General features: G+C 37.6%; 18 protein-coding genes. 17 read left to right on the top strand and 1 reads right to left on the bottom strand.

Annotation, left to right across the window (positions count from 1 at the left end):
• The first annotated feature begins 10 nt into the window (after window positions 1–10).
• The 11 genes from ACE199_RS05055 (at window position 11) to ACE199_RS05005 (ending at window position 9,618) form a co-directional block, all read left to right on the top strand.
• Window positions 11–991, top strand: a complete 981-nt coding sequence (locus ACE199_RS05055; protein ID WP_375348845.1) for a YpdA family putative bacillithiol disulfide reductase — start codon at window positions 11–13, stop codon at window positions 989–991.
• A gap of 53 nt (window positions 992–1,044) precedes the next feature.
• Complete coding sequence (locus tag ACE199_RS05050) at window positions 1,045–2,010, top strand: asparaginase (protein ID WP_375348844.1); 966 nt, start codon at window positions 1,045–1,047, stop codon at window positions 2,008–2,010.
• A 95-nt stretch (window positions 2,011–2,105) separates the two neighbouring features.
• Window positions 2,106–2,780, top strand: coding sequence for a glutamic-type intramembrane protease PrsW (prsW, locus tag ACE199_RS05045; RefSeq protein ID WP_252290498.1), 675 nt, complete (start codon window positions 2,106–2,108; stop codon window positions 2,778–2,780).
• A gap of 224 nt (window positions 2,781–3,004) precedes the next feature.
• Entirely contained in the window at window positions 3,005–3,820 is an 816-nt protein-coding gene (sleB, locus tag ACE199_RS05040; RefSeq protein WP_375348972.1) for a spore cortex-lytic enzyme, read from the top strand.
• Between the two features lie 14 nt (window positions 3,821–3,834).
• Window positions 3,835–5,187: a germination protein YpeB gene (gene ypeB, locus ACE199_RS05035; RefSeq protein WP_375348843.1), complete on the top strand. Its 1,353-nt coding sequence runs from the start codon at window positions 3,835–3,837 to the stop codon at window positions 5,185–5,187.
• A gap of 113 nt (window positions 5,188–5,300) precedes the next feature.
• Window positions 5,301–5,486, top strand: coding sequence for a YpfB family protein (locus tag ACE199_RS05030; protein WP_375348842.1), 186 nt, complete (start codon window positions 5,301–5,303; stop codon window positions 5,484–5,486).
• Between the two features lie 367 nt (window positions 5,487–5,853).
• Window positions 5,854–6,528 carry a (d)CMP kinase gene (gene cmk, locus ACE199_RS05025; RefSeq protein ID WP_375348841.1) on the top strand — a complete coding sequence of 225 codons (675 nt, stop codon included), beginning with the start codon at window positions 5,854–5,856 and terminating at the stop codon, window positions 6,526–6,528.
• Complete coding sequence (locus ACE199_RS05020) at window positions 6,525–7,112, top strand: lysophospholipid acyltransferase family protein (protein ID WP_375348840.1); 588 nt, start codon at window positions 6,525–6,527, stop codon at window positions 7,110–7,112. Before cmk ends, ACE199_RS05020 begins: the two co-directional genes overlap by 4 nt.
• 185 nt (window positions 7,113–7,297) lie before the next feature.
• The gene (rpsA, locus tag ACE199_RS05015; RefSeq protein ID WP_127761189.1) at window positions 7,298–8,425 is read left to right on the top strand and encodes a 30S ribosomal protein S1; all 1,128 of its coding nucleotides are present in this window, start codon (window positions 7,298–7,300) and stop codon (window positions 8,423–8,425) included.
• 16 nt (window positions 8,426–8,441) lie between these two features.
• Complete coding sequence (gene fni, locus ACE199_RS05010) at window positions 8,442–9,488, top strand: type 2 isopentenyl-diphosphate Delta-isomerase (protein ID WP_375348839.1); 1,047 nt, start codon at window positions 8,442–8,444, stop codon at window positions 9,486–9,488.
• Window positions 9,478–9,618: a hypothetical protein gene (locus ACE199_RS05005; protein ID WP_375348838.1), complete on the top strand. Its 141-nt coding sequence runs from the start codon at window positions 9,478–9,480 to the stop codon at window positions 9,616–9,618. Before fni ends, ACE199_RS05005 begins: the two co-directional genes overlap by 11 nt.
• Window positions 9,619–9,638: 20 nt before the next feature.
• On the opposite strand, the gene ACE199_RS05000 is transcribed toward ACE199_RS05005, so the two are convergent.
• On the bottom strand, window positions 9,639–9,773 hold the full coding sequence (locus ACE199_RS05000; protein ID WP_375348837.1) for a YpzI family protein: 135 nt from the start codon (window positions 9,771–9,773) through the stop codon (window positions 9,639–9,641).
• A gap of 136 nt (window positions 9,774–9,909) precedes the next feature.
• Here ACE199_RS05000 and ACE199_RS04995 point away from each other — a divergent pair, with 136 nt between their 5' ends.
• The 6 genes from ACE199_RS04995 to spoIVA all read left to right on the top strand — a co-directional run bounded on the left by ACE199_RS04995 (window position 9,910) and on the right by spoIVA (window position 16,531).
• Window positions 9,910–10,518, top strand: a complete 609-nt coding sequence (locus tag ACE199_RS04995) for a YphA family membrane protein (protein WP_375348836.1) — start codon at window positions 9,910–9,912, stop codon at window positions 10,516–10,518.
• Window positions 10,519–10,953: 435 nt separating this feature from the next.
• On the top strand, window positions 10,954–12,264 hold the full coding sequence (der, locus tag ACE199_RS04990) for a ribosome biogenesis GTPase Der (protein WP_252290482.1): 1,311 nt from the start codon (window positions 10,954–10,956) through the stop codon (window positions 12,262–12,264).
• Between the two features lie 17 nt (window positions 12,265–12,281).
• Window positions 12,282–13,331 carry an NAD(P)H-dependent glycerol-3-phosphate dehydrogenase gene (locus ACE199_RS04985; protein ID WP_252290480.1) on the top strand — a complete coding sequence of 350 codons (1,050 nt, stop codon included), beginning with the start codon at window positions 12,282–12,284 and terminating at the stop codon, window positions 13,329–13,331.
• Window positions 13,332–13,624: 293 nt separating this feature from the next.
• Window positions 13,625–13,822 carry a DUF2768 domain-containing protein gene (locus tag ACE199_RS04980; RefSeq protein WP_119115356.1) on the top strand — a complete coding sequence of 66 codons (198 nt, stop codon included), beginning with the start codon at window positions 13,625–13,627 and terminating at the stop codon, window positions 13,820–13,822.
• Between the two features lie 16 nt (window positions 13,823–13,838).
• Entirely contained in the window at window positions 13,839–14,561 is a 723-nt protein-coding gene (locus ACE199_RS04975) for a hypothetical protein (protein ID WP_375348835.1), read from the top strand.
• A 491-nt stretch (window positions 14,562–15,052) separates the two neighbouring features.
• Window positions 15,053–16,531: a stage IV sporulation protein A gene (spoIVA, locus tag ACE199_RS04970; protein ID WP_252290476.1), complete on the top strand. Its 1,479-nt coding sequence runs from the start codon at window positions 15,053–15,055 to the stop codon at window positions 16,529–16,531.
• Window positions 16,532–16,874: the final 343 nt, after the last annotated feature.

Raw genomic sequence — 16,874 nt, 5'->3', positions numbered from 1 at the left:
GCGAGTAAACGTGCAGAAGGAAGATGTAATCATTATTGGCGGAGGTCCTTGTGGGCTTGCTGCGGCTATTGCTTTAAAAGATGTGGGGAGAAGCGCTTTAATTATCGAAAAAGGAAATGTAGTAGAATCCATTTATCGTTATCCAACACATCAAACATTTTTCAGTTCGAGTGAGAAATTAGAAATTGGTGACGTGGCATTTATCACAGAAAATCGGAAGCCAGTACGAAATCAAGCATTATCTTATTATCGCGAAGTGGTGAAACGTAAACAACTTCGAGTAAATGCATTTGAACGAGTGCAACAAGTTCAAAAACTTGCAAACGGTACTTTTCATGTGGTGACTTCGAAAGCGGAATACGAAGCATCCTTCGTTGTTGTGGCAACTGGTTATTATGATAATCCAAATTATATGAATATTCCCGGCGAAGATCTTCCGAAAGTGTTTCATTACTTTAAAGAAGGTCATGAATACTTTGATTGTGATGTAGCGGTTATTGGAGGTAAAAATTCGAGCATTGATGCAGCACTTGAACTTGTGAAAGCAGGGGCTCGAGTGACCGTGCTATACCGGGGAGCAGCCTATTCTCCAAGTATTAAACCTTGGATTTTACCAGAATTCGAAGCGTTAGTACGCCATGGTATGATTAAAATGGAGTTTCATGCTGAGCTGTTGGAAATACAGGAGGAACAAATTATTTATCGAGTGAAGGATGAAGTCAAAACGATGCGCAATGATTTTGTGTTTGCTATGACGGGATATCATCCTGATCATCATTTCTTACAAACAATGGGTGTTAAAATTGATCAAGAAACAGGACGTCCGCTCCATCACCCTGAGACGATGGAGACAAATGTAAGTGGTATTTATATTGCAGGTGTTATTGCAGCCGGGAATAATGCTAATGAAATTTTTATTGAAAATGGCCGCTTCCATGGGGCTTTGATTACAGCGCATCTTATAAATCCGCATATGGATGATAGTAAGTGAGGACAACTATAATAATTCATGGTGTGGTATGATGATATTGGAGGATGTAAGAAATGAAACAAAAAATCTCTTTAATTACAACAGGCGGTACAATTGCTAGCCAAGAAACGAAGAATGGGATGCTTGCCTCTGGTGCTTTAAGCGGAGAGGAACTCGCTTCATTTTGTCAATTACCAGAAGAAATTGATGTGAAGATTGTAAACCTTTTACAGATTCCAAGTATGTTTATGGACTTTACTACAATGGTACAGTTGAAACAAGCAATAGAAGAAGAATTAAAAGATCCAACTGTGACAGGTATTGTTGTGACGCATGGCACGGATTCATTAGAAGAAACAGCGTATTTCTTAGATATTACACTTGCAGATAATCGGCCGATTATCGTAACAGGCTCACAGCGTTCCTTACAACAAGCAGGTACAGATGTATCTTCTAATTTAAGGAATTCTATTCTAGCAGCGGCTAGTCATTCATTACAAAACATCGGAGCTGCTGTTGTTTTTAATGAACGAATTTACTCGGCTAAGTATGTAAAGAAGGTGCATGCCTCTAATTTACAAGGATTTGCAACGTTTGGATATGGATATTTAGGTATTATTGATAATGATACCGTTAGTGTATATCAAAAACCGGTACATCGAGACTATTTTCAAATAAAAGAAGCTATTCCGAGAGTGGACATTATAAAATGTTATACTGGAGCGGATGGAATCTTTATTGAAGCGGCAGTAGCCCAGGGGGCACAAGGGATTGTATTAGAAGGTGCTGGAAGAGGACAAGTCACTCCAAGCATGGTAGAAGCTATTCAAAAGGCTCTTAATCAAGGTGTTATGGTTGTTATAACAACAAGTACCGAAGAGGGTCAGGTGTATCCTGCTTATGATTATGAAGGAAGCGCTTATGATTTACAGCAAAGAGGTGTCATTCTTGGGGCGGATTATGATAGCAAGAAAGCGAGAATTAAACTTGCTGTTGCGTTATCTAGTGGTATTAAATTAAAGGATAAGGAGCTATTTTAAAGGTTACTTTGAAAATAAACAAATAGTATACAAATAATGTTTATATTTCAGGTTGCCTGTAATATAGCCAAACCAAAAAGAAGAGAGGTCAGTAAATGCTGATCATATTGTCAGCTGCCATTGCCCCTGGCTTGGCTCTGCTCAGTTATTTTTATTTAAAAGATCAGTATGATACGGAGCCTATTTCAGTTGTATTAAAGACGTTTTTATATGGTGTCTTTCTTGTATTTCCAATTATGTTTTTACAATATGTGTTGGAAACAGAAGGTGTTTTTAAGACAGATTTTGGTACAGCTTTTTTCTGGGCATCCCTTTTAGAAGAGTTTTTTAAATGGTTTATTTTAATGTTCGTAATCTATCAACATGTTGCTTTCGATGAACCATATGATGGTATTGTTTATGGAGCAGCTGTTTCATTAGGGTTTGCGACGATGGAAAATATTTTGTATCTATTAGCTAATGGTGTGGAGCATGCTTTCGTAAGGGCGATGCTGCCTGTATCGAGTCATGCTCTGTTCGGTGTGATTATGGGGTATTATTTAGGAAAAGCCAAATTTGCAGTCGTAAAAAATCGCTATTATGTATTGGCTGCTTTAGTTGTGCCGTTTCTTCTTCACGGTGTATATGATTATATTTTGATTACCCAGAAAATGTGGGTGTACTGGATGATGCCGTTTATGATTTACTTATGGTGGTTTGGTTTGAAGAAGGTGAAACGAGCACGAATTTTATCAGATTTTCATGCAACTAAAATGGCTTCTAGATATTAATAGAAAATAAAGTGAAACTTCCAGCAGTGAGGGGCTTACTGCCCGTTAAGTTTGGGATGAATTTCGGAGTGTTGGCATTATTTGCCCGCTCCGTTTTTTATTGACTTGGAATAAAAATGTCGCCACAGCAGAAAATAGGGTTACGTTAATTTATGAAAAGAGGAGTGTTTTTGATGAAAGGAATTTCGTCAAAATGGAAATGGCTCATAGTCTTTGTATGTATCATGATGAATTGTGTGTGGATTCCTGATGCAAGGATACAAGCCTTTTCAAGTCAAGTAATCCAGCGTGGTTCAATAGGTGATGACGTAATTGAGCTTCAAGCAAGGCTGCAAAACATTGGATATTATCATGGAAAGATTGATGGGGTATATGGCTGGGGAACGTATTGGGCACTTAGAAATTTCCAACAGGACTTCGGCTTACCGGTAGATGGTTTAGCTGGTACTACAACGAAAAACAAGTTAACAAAGGCATCTAATTTTAATCGGGAATTTGTTCATGGCCAAATCAATAAAGGAAATGAATTTACTTATTATGGTGGAGTGGATATTGACAAGCAGGTAAAGCAGAAAACAACAACGCCTCCCTCAAATGGGACTTCAAACGCGAATAAGGGTACTGCAGGCTCGCAAAATGCACCAGCACAAACTGCAACAACGTCTGCTAGTTTACCGGAAGGATTTTCGCAAAATGATATTCAATTGATGGCAAATGCGGTATATGGTGAATCACGCGGTGAGCCGTATGTTGGTCAGGTTGCGGTTGCTGCTGTCATTTTAAATCGAGTGCAAAGCCCTTCGTTTCCGAATACGGTTTCGGGAGTTATTTTTGAACCTGGAGCTTTTACTGCTGTAGCAGACGGTCAAATTTGGTTAACACCGAATGAAACGGCGAAGGAAGCAGTCGTTGATGCTATTAATGGGTGGGATCCAACTGGAAATGCCGACTATTACTTTAATCCTGACACGGCAACAAGCGGATGGATTTGGTCAAGGCCTCAAATTAAAAAAATCGGCAAACATATTTTCTGTAAGTAAAGAGGTGAGATAGATTGATTAGGAATATATTGATTGGTTTATTAGCAGTTGCTGTTGTTGGAACAGGGTTTTGGGGGTATCAAGAGCATAAAGAAAAAAATGCCGTGCTTGTTCATGCTGAAAACAATTATCAACGTGCGTTTCATGATTTGAATTATCAATTGGATTTATTGCATGATAAAATTGGTACAACACTTGCGATGAATTCTCGTAAATCATTAAGTCCAGCCTTAATAGACGTATGGAGAATCACGTCGGAAGCTCAAAACGACGTCGGCCAACTCCCGCTTGCATTGATGCCGTTTAATAAAACAGAAGAGTTCTTATATGATATCGGTGATTTTAGTTATCGGACGGCCGTCAGAGATTTAGAGAAAGAACCGTTAACCGACCAAGAATATAAAAACCTTAAATCACTTTATAGTCAGTCAAGTGAGATACAAGATGAGCTAAGAAAGGTTCAATATGCCGTAATCAAAAATAATCTTCGTTGGATGGATGTGGAACTAGCTCTAGCCTCAAATGACGAAACGGTAGACAATACGATTATCGATGGATTTAAGACGGTTGAGAAGAAAGTGTCAGGCTATACGGAGACAAATGCCCAAAATCCAACCTTTTTATCAACAAACGAAAAAGATGATATCTATCAGCATGTAGAAGGGAAAAGAATCTCCAAAAAAGAAGCTATTGCAATTGCGAAAAAGTATGCGAATTTTGAAGGAGATTTAGAAGTAAGGGTTGAAGAAAACGGAAAAGGGTCGGACTATGGCTTTTATAGTGTCAGCTTGTTAGAGAAAGCGACAGATGTTGAAGTCAATATGGATATCACGAAAAAAGGTGGTTATCCAATCTGGTATTTAAACAATCGAGCGGTCAAACAAGCGAAACTAGATTTAAATCAAGCCTATACAAAAGCGAGCAATTTTTTAAAGAATCATCAGTTTGATTCACTCGATTTATTTGAGAGTTCACAGTACGATCAAATTGGTTTATTTACTTTTGTGGCATCTGTGGATGGGGTGCGAGTGTATCCGGATTCGGTAAAAGTGAAGGTTGCTTTGGACGATGGTTCTATTATTGGTTTTTCAGCTGATGAGTATTTGCAAGCTCATAAGTTACGAAGTATTGATGATGCTAAAATTTCTGCGGATAAAGCAAAAGAGCACATTAATTCACAAGTTAAGATTATGGAGCAAAGAAAAGCAATTATTATTAATGATATTGGTGAAGAAGTGCTTTGCTATGAATTTCTTGGAGTCATTGATAATGACACATATCGTATTTTCATTAATGCAAAGGATGGTCAAGAAGAAAAGGTAGAAAAATTGAAAAATTCAGAGCCTGTGTATGAAAATATGTTGTAAATGAAGAAAAGGAGAGGTGCTGAGGTGCCTCTTCTTTTCTATTGGTTAAACGGTGAATGAAACATAGCAGTTCTTTCCATACTGGTAGTAAACCAGTGAAGGAGATGTTTCCGATGAAAGCAGTGGAAAGAATTATTGTAAAGTTAATTATTATTCAAGCTCTATTTTTAGGCTTCGTTCAAGTATTGCTAAGCTTAGAAGATCATATGATTCCATTAACTAAGCTCTCTCAATATGAAGGGGTAAATAGTAATAATTACACAAAAATTATTGAAACATTTGAAGGTGTTTCAGAGTAGTAAATGGGCTATGTGAAACACTAATGTTAATCACATGATTTTGGAATCGTATTAAGCCTGATTCATGAAATGCTCGGGAGTTTTATATGCAATGAATTCAAAATCAACGGTGTCATATACCAAGGCTGATAAATGAAATATATTAATTTTTTTTCGTGATTTTGCTGAGCAGATAACAGCTGCTTAAGTCGCATACAAACAAATACCATGATAGGTTCTCGTGGTTATAATAGTTCGTTTGCGAGGATAAATCATGTGTTTTAATTAAGAATGCAGCGGCTTTTATTAATGATTTTTCCGCTTTTTGTGATAAAATGAAAAGGTAATAAATGAATCAGCAGGATTGTCAGGATTACAGGAGGCATTAATGAACAAGAAAATATCAATTGCAATTGATGGACCAGCAGCTGCTGGAAAAAGTACAATTGCAAAAATTGTTGCAGAAGCGTGTCATTACATATATGTAGATACAGGTGCGATGTATCGAGCTCTAACGTACAAAGCATTACAACAAGCGGTATCGATTATGAACGAAGAGGATTTGTTTACGCTATTAATGGAAACGGAAATCGAATTGCAGCCAAGCGAACAGGGACAACTCGTTTTTGTTGATGGCCAAAATGTCACATCAGACATTCGAACGCATGACGTAACAAATTCTGTTTCAGAAGTAGCGAAGCATCGACTTATTCGTGAAGAAATGGTCCGCAGACAGCAGTTGTTTGCAGAAAGTGGCGGCGTTGTAATGGATGGTCGAGATATTGGTACACATGTCTTGCCGAACGCAGAAGTCAAAATTTTTATGATAGCTTCCGTAGAAGAGCGTGCTGAGCGTCGACATCAAGAAAATATTAAAAAAGGGTTTCAGTCAGATATTGAACAATTAAAAAAAGAAATTGCTATGCGAGACAAATTAGATTCCGAACGTGAAGTATCACCATTAAGAAAAGCAGAAGATGCCATTGAAATTGATACAACTTCGCTCAGCATTCAACAAGTAGTGGATCGAATCATGTCTTTAGTTCAAGAAAGGACACGATGAGCGTGAATTTGTACAGATTTGGGAAAACTGTTGTAACAATAATATTAAAGCCGTTATTTCGAATTCAAACGATTGGAACAGAAAGCTTTCCGAAGGATGACGGCGTGCTTATTTGTGCTAATCATATTGATAATTTAGATCCACCAGTTGTTGGGCTCACCTCTCCCCGGGTCATTCATTTTATGGCAAAGGAAGAATTATTTCATGTTCCCATTTTGAAGCAAATTTTACCAACCATTAATGTCTTTCCTGTCAAAAGAGGGATGAGTGATAAAGGGGCGCTTAAAAAAGGCTTAAAGCTTTTAAAAGAGGGTGAAGTGCTAGGACTGTTTCCTGAGGGAACGAGAAGTAAAACGGGAGAGCTTGGGAAAGGCCTTGCGGGAGCTGGATTCTTTGCTTTGCGTACCAATGCTGCCGTTGTACCTTGTGCGATTATTGGGCCATATAAACCGTTCCGAAAGTTAAAGGTTGTTTACGGAAAACCGATTGATTTTAGTCAGTATCGTGAACAAAAAATATCACCTGAAGAAGCAACAGAGGTTATTATGGATGAAATCAGAAAATTAATTTCTGCACATAAATAATTCTTCTTACTTGACAATTTTCTGGTTTTGTTGGAATTTATAAAAAAAGGATATTTTTTCCTTGGTTAATAGATTATAAAGATTGTATATAGTTGTTTACTTTTTTTAGAAACAATGAAAGAACAATATAACCAATAAATAATAGAAAATCTGCTGAGCAGTCATGGGTTAAGGAGGAGTTAGTAATGACAGAAGAGATGAATCAAGTTAAGTACCAAGTAGGGGATCAAGTAAAAGCGATTGTTACAAAAGTCGAAGAGAAACAAGTGCTTGTTAATGTTGAAGATGGTCAAACGCAAGGAATTATACCGATTAGTGAGCTTTCTAGTCTTCATATTGAAAAGGCGTCTGACGCTGTTTCCGTAGGAGATAAGCTTGAACTTGAAGTGACTAAAGTAGAAGAAGAAGCTCTTATTCTTTCAAAAAGAAAAGTCGATGCGCTAAAGGCCTGGGATGATCTTGAAAAGAAATTTGAAAGCGGCGAAGTGTTTGAAGCCGAAGTAAAAGATGTTGTGAAGGGCGGCCTTGTTGTTGATTTAGGCGTTAGAGGGTTTGTTCCTGCATCGCTTGTAGAAGATTATTTCGTTGAAGATTTCACGGATTATAAAAACAAAACATTAACATTTAAAATTGTTGAACTGGAAAAAGAAAAAAATCGTTTAATTCTTTCTCATCGTGCTGTTGTTCAAGAAGAAAAGGCAAAGCAAAAGCTGACAATCTTAGATACGATTCATAGCGGGCAAGTATTAGAAGGAACAGTTCAACGTATCACAAACTTTGGTGCATTTGTGGATATTGGTGGTGTAGACGGCTTAGTTCATATTTCGCAGCTTTCGCATCAGCATGTTGATAAGGCAACAGATGTTGTTACTGAAGGAGATAAAGTACAAGTTAAAGTTCTTTCAGTAGACCGTGATAATGAAAGAATTTCCCTATCTATTAAAGAAACGCTTCCAGGGCCATGGCAAGGTGTTGCTGAGAAAGCACCGAAAGATTCTATTCATTCTGGTGTTGTAAAGCGTTTAGTTTCATTCGGAGCTTTTGTCGAAATTTTCCCTGGAGTAGAAGGACTTGTTCATATCTCTCAAATCTCCTTTAAACATATTGCTACACCTCAAGAAGTATTAAAAGAAGGGCAAACAGTTCAAGTGAAAGTTCTTGATGTGAATGAAGCAGAACAACGTTTATCGTTAAGTATTAAAGAATTAGAAACACCAAAAACGCAACATATTTCCGATTATGAATTACCTGAGGAATCAAAAGGATTTCAACTAGGAGAGATGATTGGAGATCAACTGAAGAAATTAAAATAAGTAGATGGTGATAGCCTTGGAAAGAGCTAAACGAAAATTAGATCATATCCAGTACGCATTACAAACAGGTCAACTAGGCTTAACAGGATTTGATGATATTTCGTTTGTTCACCAAAGTTTACCAGGCATTGCACTTGAGCAGGTGAATCTTGCTACGAAAATGGGCGAACTTCAATTAAGTTCGCCCATTTTTATCAATGCAATGACTGGAGGCGGAGGGAAAACAACGGAAGATATTAATCGAGATTTAGCGATAGTGGCAAAAGAAACGAATATCGCTATGGCAGTTGGCTCACAAATGTCTGCGATTCGTGATGCTAGTCAATTGGCATCTTATGCTATTGTTAGAAAAGAAAATCCGAAGGGGATTATTATTGGAAACGTTGGGGTTGAGGCGACAGTTGAACAGGCTTTACGAGCTTGTGATATGTTAGAAGCGGATGCTCTGCAACTTCACCTTAATGTGATTCAAGAGTTAACGATGCCTGAAGGAGATCGAGATTTCTCCAAGTCACTTGCAAATATTGAAGAGATTAGTAAAAGGCTTCATGTCCCTGTTATTGTGAAAGAAGTTGGCTTTGGAATGAGTAAAGAAACGATTGCACAACTTGCCTCAGTTGGAGTGTCGATTATTGATGTTGGAGGTTTTGGAGGCACAAATTTTGCTAAAATTGAGAATGAACGACGAACGAAAATGCTAAACTATTTTAATGATTGGGGAATTCCTACTGCAGCATCGATTGTAGAAGCTGTCTCTTTATCAAAAGATCTCTTTGTTATTGCTTCTGGAGGGGTGCAAACTTCATTAGAAATAGTTAAAAGTATGGCGCTCGGAGCAAACAGTGTAGGATTAGCGGGTTATTTTTTGAAAATGTATAAAGAACAAGGGGTTTGTGGCTTAATTACAGAGATTATGAATCTACAAGAAGAGCTAACATATATGATGACTGCTCTTGGAGCCGCTACAATTGAAGAATTGCAACAAGTGAAATTAGTGATTTCAGGGAAAACGTATCATTGGTTAACTCAAAGAGGAGTTGACTGCTCAATATATGCAAAGTGATAAAGAAGCAAAGAGCTTAATCTTTGCTTCTTTACTTTGTCTAGCCTCTCAAGCTGCTTTGATTCAGCCCGATAAAGTGAAACTTGCATCAGTACTTCACTTTCTAGCTTTTCAACGATTGATGGAATGACTAAGGAGCTCTACATTCTATTAATGTTCATTTCTTTTCCTGGATTCCTCTGGACTTTCTAAACTAGTTGAACCGGAATAGTGCAGCGATTGATCACGGTCGGATTCAACGCGGCGGCTTTGTTTTAATTTTTTCTCTTGGCGATCTTTACCCACGTAAAACACCTCCTCTTTGTAAGATAACTAAATCTTGTTTTTTTATTCCTTAAAGATAACGGATAGAATTTAGCTTGATTTAAGGTTTATCCGATTGGAAAACGAGCCATAATGGTATGCAGGGAGGTGCTCGCCGTTGGATGGTTTATTTTTTTATTGGATTATGTGGATGGTTTGGGTATGTGTGATGTTTTTTGTTCCAAAAGCGGTGCCTTTTCGATTTGCTTTATTATTTCACCTTTTAGCCGTCCTTTTGTTAACTCGCTATCATTTAACCGTATACACGTTCACTGTTCAATTAAGTGGACTGTATATGTTTATTGTTCTATGTATAGCGATACGCAGGCTTTATTTGTGGAAAACCATCGAGATCATAATCAGTTGCTTTATTATGGCGTTAGCTTATGCAAGTTTTCATTTATTTGTTCTGCTTGATCCAATTTGGGTCATTATAAAACCGATATATTTACAAGGTATTTTCCTCAATTACTTAGTGTTATTAGTCATAAAAGAGTGGGAATTACGTATCGCTGTTCTAGTATTAGGCATGTTATTTGGTGATTGTCTTTTTGCGGGTTTACTGCAGTACCAGTCCTTTCCTTACGCTGCTCTTTCCTTTGCTTGGCATGACGGTGTTGCTTTCGTATTAGTTATCCAATTAGCTTGGGTATGCTTAGAGTATATAACTACATGGTTATATACACATTCTCAAAATAGATTTTTATTAAAAGAAAAGCAAGGATAAGGTACGAAAAACCGTTCATCTTCGCCTTTTAGATAGACAATCATTGTTGATTATTGAAAAATTTGATACTATAGGATAGTTAGTGGATAAAAGGCTTAAATTAGATGATATAGAACAAACTTAAATATAGTTATTCTTTAGCTTCTGCTTGTAGGCTTGTCAATTGGCAAGCTGTCTTCGTTTTGAGTCGTTTTTTCATTGGATATAGTCCATGGAAGTTAAGGATGTTATGTAAAGAAGTTATTTGCAAGACATATATGAATTTCATCGTTTGATTGTCCATTAATAAGCAGTCAGTCCCTAGTTAAGACGAAGAGGGATTGAGGAACAACTGCTTGTAAAGGTCTGATTGATTCAACTAACACTTAATGGGCGTTTCCTAATGAATACAGTTTCGCTTTATACAGAGATACAGATGAGAAAGGGTGAAAAGCAATGCCGAAACCGGTTGTTGCAATTGTTGGTCGTCCAAATGTAGGAAAATCAACAATTTTCAATAGAATTGTTGGCGAGCGCGTCTCGATTGTAGAAGATATTCCAGGTGTTACAAGGGATCGAATCTACAGTTCAGGTGAGTGGCTGACATATGATTTTAACATTATTGATACAGGAGGAATTGATATTGGCGACGAGCCTTTCCTCGAACAAATTCGTCAGCAGGCTGAAATTGCTATTGATGAAGCTGATGTAATTATTTTTATGACGAATGGGCGTGAAGGTGTTACAGCTGCTGATGAAGAAGTAGCGAAGATTTTATATAAATCAAAAAAACCTGTCGTGCTGGCAGTGAATAAAGTCGATAATCCAGAGATGCGAGAGCAAATTTGGGATTTCTATTCATTAGGTTTTGGCGATCCTTATCCGATTTCTGGATCACACGGCTTAGGTTTAGGGGATTTACTTGATAAAGTAGCGGAATATTTCCCGAAATATACTGGAGAAGAATACGGAGAAGACGTAATTAAATTCAGTTTAATTGGTCGTCCAAATGTCGGGAAATCTTCTCTTGTAAATGCTTTGTTAGGAGAAGAGCGTGTTATTGTTAGTGATATTGAAGGAACGACACGGGATGCGATTGATTCTCCTTATACATATAATGGGAAAGAATATGTCATTATTGATACAGCAGGGATGCGAAAAAAAGGGAAAGTGTACGAAAGCACGGAGAAATATAGCGTTTTGCGTGCATTAAGAGCGATTGAACGCTCCGATGTTGTTCTTGTTGTATTAAATGCAGAGGAAGGGATTCGTGAGCAAGATAAGAAAATCGCTGGTTATGCGCATGAGTCTGGAAGAGCTGTCATTATTGTTGTGAACAAATGGGATGCGATTGAAAAAGATGAGAAGACGATGAAGGAGTTTGAAGAAAATATTCGTGCTCATTTCTTATTCTTGGATTATGCTCCGATTGTTTATTTATCAGCATTAACGAAAAAAAGAACCCATACATTAGTGCCAATTATTGATCGAGCAAGTGAAAATCATGCTCTCCGTGTTCAAACGAATGTGTTAAATGAAGTAATTATGGACGCGGTGGCTATGAATCCAACACCGACACATAATGGCAGTCGTTTGAAAATTTATTACACGACTCAAGTGGCCATTAAACCACCGACATTTGTTGTATTTGTCAATGATCCCGAACTATTGCATTTCTCTTATGAGAGATTTTTAGAAAATCGGATTCGTGAGGCCTTTGATTTTGAAGGCACACCGATTCGAATTTTTGGACGCCAAAGAAAATAGAAAGGGCGATGCTTACAATGGTGAAAGTGAAAGAAAGTATTGCGGTGATTGGGGCTGGAAGTTGGGGGACAGCTTTAGCTATGGTTTTGGCTGATAATCAGCATGAAGTTAGGTTATGGGGACATAATCAGAAGCAGATTGATGAAATTAATCAGTTCCATATAAATGAAAAATATTTACCAGGTATCCAACTTTCCGAAGCGATAAAAGGCTATTTTTCTTTAGAGGAAGCATTAGAGGGAATAGAGACCATTATTTTGGCTGTTCCAACAAAGGCGTATCGTGAAGTGCTGGGGAACATTGCTGTTTTGGCGAAACAGCCGCTTACAGTTGTACATGTGAGTAAAGGGATTGAGCCGGATACGTTATTGCGTATTTCTGAAATGATTGAAGAAAATGCTGCGCCAACCTGGCTGAAAGATGTCGTTGTACTTTCCGGACCAAGTCATGCAGAAGAAGTCAGCTTACGACATCCGACAACGGTTACCGTTTCTTCGAAAAATATGAAAGCAGCTGAGAAAGTACAAGATTTATTTATGAACCACCATTTTCGGGTCTATACAAATCCTGACTTGATTGGAGTCGAGATTGGCGGAGCGTTAAAAAATATTATTGCATTAGCTGCCGGGATTACAGATGGACTTGGTTATGGAGATAATGCCAAGGCTGCTTTGATTACGCGTGGTCTTGCTGAAATTTCAAGACTTGGAACGGCAATGGGAGCGAACCCTTTGACATTTTCTGGACTGACGGGTATCGGTGATTTAATTGTGACATGTACAAGCGTTCACTCGCGTAACTGGAGAGCGGGGAACATGCTAGGAAAAGGTCAAAATCTTCAAGATGTGCTCGACAATATGGGAATGGTTGTTGAAGGTGTCCGGACGACTAAAGCTGCTTATCAGCTAGCGAAGAAATATGAAGTAAATATGCCGATTACAGAAGCTCTTTATGGCGTGCTTTTCAATGGACAAGATCTAAAGGGTGCTGTTGATCAATTGATGACACGCATGAAAACGAGTGAGATGGAAGAATTATTTAATATTTTAGACAGCAGACAACAATAGTCATACATTGTTTTAGTATATAAATAAAAGAATTTTCTGAAAATAGGCATTTGAGGAGACCACTTTTTGTTTATATGCATACAATGCAACGATAATAAACTAGTAATTTGACCTCGGTATGGGGCATTTAGTCAAATGACAGAAGATATTTTAAATATCTTCTGTTTTTTTTTTGCTAAGCGATGGTGGATAAAACTTTGATTTTTGGTTTATTTCATACAGGAAGATAACTCATTTATCCAATTATTTTACAGTATATGGTATAATAAAATAGGAAAAGGGGTGGTATTTGGATGACGCCTGGATTGCAAAAAATGTGGATTTCATTTGCTGGAATGGGTTTTATGTTTATTTCCCTTTTATTTATTTATGTTAGTCGTTATAAATTAAAAGGTATTTGGAAGGGACTTGCAGCGGTCATTGCTTATACATGTATGCTTTTAGCTGGTTTTATTATTTTTGTAGTAGTAGTGAGTGGACCTACTGGTTGATTGCGAGGCGATGAGGATGAGAATTTTTGTACAATTGATAGTAGTAATTAGTATTTCCTTTCTTTTAGGAGGATGTTTATATCCTCAAGCAGAAAAACTAAAAAATCAAGTTCCTTATAAAGCACAGATTGACATGGTCCAAAGTGCAGTTGATCAATTTCAAGAAGCTGAACAGGGCATTTTGCCGATTGACACGAAAGATGCGACAACACCGATTTATCATAAATATGTGATAGATTTTTCAAAGCTTTCGCCAAAGTATATGGCAGAGTTTCCTGAAAATGCTTATGAGTCTGGTGGCTTTTTTCAATATGTATTAGTGAATGTAGAAAACGACCCGACTGTGAAATTATTAGATGTTCGTGTCGCTCAAAAAATACAAGACTTAACTTTACGCTTAAATGCATATCGACAAGCAAATGGTTATCCTCCGTTTAAAGAACGGTTAGCGAACCACGTTTTTACGTTAGATTATGAAAAGTTAGGGTTGAAAGAAGCACCTACTGTGACAAGTCCCTTTTCACAAAAAGAACTTTCTCTTATTGTTGATGGAGAAGGAGAGATTTATGTCGATTATACTCCTGATTTATATGAGGCATTACAACAGTATGAAGGGGAGGTTAAGCAAGGGGATGACATTCGTGAAATTTTAGTGAAAACAAGTGATTTTGTCCCAGCGTACTCTCTTGCTTACACGATAAATCACGAACGAACAAAACCGGTATTTCTTGAACAATAGCTGTAGACAAGCTTTCGGTTTGATCATACTTAAGACAGTAAGTATAAACTGTGTTCCAATCTCATTTAGGAGAGTATAAAATTATTGAATTGTGAATCATTGTTTTGATACCCAGCATAAGCAGCTTAGTCCTTGAGCTCTTGGTTTGCTCATCTGCTGAAGTGAAAGAGCGAATTGATTTTTCTGGGTTCGCAAACAGCTGTTGGGGTTAATCAAGTCGTTTGCGCTTTCGTTCTTTGCTACATATGCTCACATTTTTTCATACAAATTTGTCATAACCTTTTTTCTGCAAAATATATTGTAGGGGAAGGGTTATTTTCATTCTTCTTAACTATTAAAATAACAATTCTTATATACATGCAGGGGGAAGGGAGAAGAAGTTCAAAATAACCGGAATAATTTTTTAGGACAACAACATAGATATGGACTATCCAATATAAATGAAAGTGGATAAATGAGATCCCAAAACGCTAATTTCGGGAGGGGATACCTTGGAAAAGGTGGATATTTTTAAAGATATTGCTGAGCGTACAGGCGGTGATATTTATTTAGGAATTGTTGGAGCTGTGAGGACCGGAAAATCGACATTTATTAAAAAGTTTATGGAACTTGTCGTCCTTCCTAATATAGCGACAGAAGCAGATCGTGCTAGAGCACAGGATGAATTACCTCAAAGTGCAGCTGGAAAGACGATTATGACAACAGAGCCAAAATTTGTTCCGAATCAGGCTGCTTCTATTCATGTTGCTGAGGGGCTTGACGTTAATATCCGTCTTGTCGATTGCGTAGGATATACCGTACCAGGGGCTAAAGGTTATGAGGATGAGAATGGGCCAAGAATGATTCATACGCCGTGGTATGAGGAGCCAATTCCATTTCACGAGGCAGCGGAAATTGGCACACGTAAAGTTATTCAAGATCATTCTACACTAGGTGTTGTTGTAACGACAGATGGAACGATTGGTGAAATTCCACGTAGCGATTATTTAGAGGCAGAGGAACGGGTCATCGAGGAGCTGAAGGAAGTTGGTAAGCCATTTATTATGATTATCAACTCTGTACAGCCACATCATCCGGACACTGATTTACTCAGAGAGTCGCTTCAAGAAAAATATGATATTCCTGTACTTGCCATGAGCGTCGAGAGCATGCGTGAATCAGATGTATTAAATGTTTTACGTGAAGCATTATATGAATTTCCTGTGCTCGAAGTGAATGTCAATTTGCCTAGCTGGGTAATGGTTTTAAATGAAAATCATTGGCTGCGTGAAAGCTATCAAGAAGCCGTTAAAGAAACGGTGAAGGATATTAAAAGACTTCGCGATGTAGACCGTGTTGTTGGCCATTTTAATGAATTTGAATTCATTGATCATGCGGCCTTAGCAGGAATTGAGATGGGGCAGGGAGTAGCCGAAATTGATTTATATGCTCCAGAGGAATTATACGATGATATTTTGAAGGAAATTGTCGGAGTTGAGATTAGAGGAAAAGATCATTTGCTAGCTTTAATGCAGGAATTTGCTCATGCGAAAGCAGAATATGACCAAGTCGCAGAAGCCCTTAAAATGGTAAAGCATACGGGTTATGGGGTAGCGGCCCCTTCATTGCATGATATGAGTCTTGATGAGCCGGAAATTATTCGCCAAGGTTCTCGGTTTGGTGTACGGTTAAAGGCAGTAGCACCGTCTATTCATATGATTAAAGTAGATGTCGAATCGGAGTTTGCTCCAATTATCGGTACAGAGAAACAGAGTGAGGAGTTAGTTCGTTATTTAATGCAGGATTTTGAAGAAAATCCATTGTCCATTTGGAATTCTGAAATTTTTGGTCGGAACTTAAGCTCCATTGTTCGCGAAGGAATTCAGGCAAAGCTGGCAATGATGCCTGAAAATGCCCGTTATAAATTAAAAGAGACCCTTGAACGGATTATTAATGAAGGATCGGGTGGTTTAATTGCTATTATTTTATAGTCCATTCACTTCGTTTTATACAGTGTGTTAGGCCACTCCTTAGGGAATGGTCTTTTTTCTTGCTTTATTTAATAGCACGGTCTTACACAAAGGAGCCATAAATCAACAGCGCCATATAACAGAAGCTTTTTATTAAAAAAGTCATCTAGAAATCGAATATATATTTATAAAGTGATATATTTAAAAGATAAGTGCATTTATTGTAGAAAAAACGTGAATTTAATCAGATTTTCACTCTTTTTTCCCATAAAAGATTATACTCATGAAAAGATTCCCATTATTTTTTGAATTTCCTTGCTAAGCAAATAGGATTTGTGATAATCTACATACAGAAAACGCGTTA

Source organism: Peribacillus sp. Hz7 (genome assembly GCF_042136355.1).
Classification (GTDB): Bacteria; Bacillota; Bacilli; order Bacillales; family DSM-1321; genus Peribacillus; species Peribacillus asahii_A.
This window is presented reverse-complemented; position numbering and strand designations above follow the sequence as displayed.

Coding starts and splice junctions, on each gene's coding strand:
- ACE199_RS05050 (WP_375348844.1), top strand. CDS start 1,045: ATGAAACAAAAAATCTCTTTAATTACAACAGGCGGTACAATTGCTAGC.
- prsW (WP_252290498.1), top strand. CDS start 2,106: ATGCTGATCATATTGTCAGCTGCCATTGCCCCTGGCTTGGCTCTGCTC.
- sleB (WP_375348972.1), top strand. CDS start 3,005: ATGATGAATTGTGTGTGGATTCCTGATGCAAGGATACAAGCCTTTTCA.
- ACE199_RS05030 (WP_375348842.1), top strand. CDS start 5,301: ATGAAAGCAGTGGAAAGAATTATTGTAAAGTTAATTATTATTCAAGCT.
- cmk (WP_375348841.1), top strand. CDS start 5,854: ATGAACAAGAAAATATCAATTGCAATTGATGGACCAGCAGCTGCTGGA.
- ACE199_RS05020 (WP_375348840.1), top strand. CDS start 6,525: ATGAGCGTGAATTTGTACAGATTTGGGAAAACTGTTGTAACAATAATA.
- rpsA (WP_127761189.1), top strand. CDS start 7,298: ATGACAGAAGAGATGAATCAAGTTAAGTACCAAGTAGGGGATCAAGTA.
- ACE199_RS05005 (WP_375348838.1), top strand. CDS start 9,478: ATGCAAAGTGATAAAGAAGCAAAGAGCTTAATCTTTGCTTCTTTACTT.
- der (WP_252290482.1), top strand. CDS start 10,954: ATGCCGAAACCGGTTGTTGCAATTGTTGGTCGTCCAAATGTAGGAAAA.
- ACE199_RS04985 (WP_252290480.1), top strand. CDS start 12,282: ATGGTGAAAGTGAAAGAAAGTATTGCGGTGATTGGGGCTGGAAGTTGG.
- ACE199_RS04980 (WP_119115356.1), top strand. CDS start 13,625: ATGACGCCTGGATTGCAAAAAATGTGGATTTCATTTGCTGGAATGGGT.
- ACE199_RS04975 (WP_375348835.1), top strand. CDS start 13,839: ATGAGAATTTTTGTACAATTGATAGTAGTAATTAGTATTTCCTTTCTT.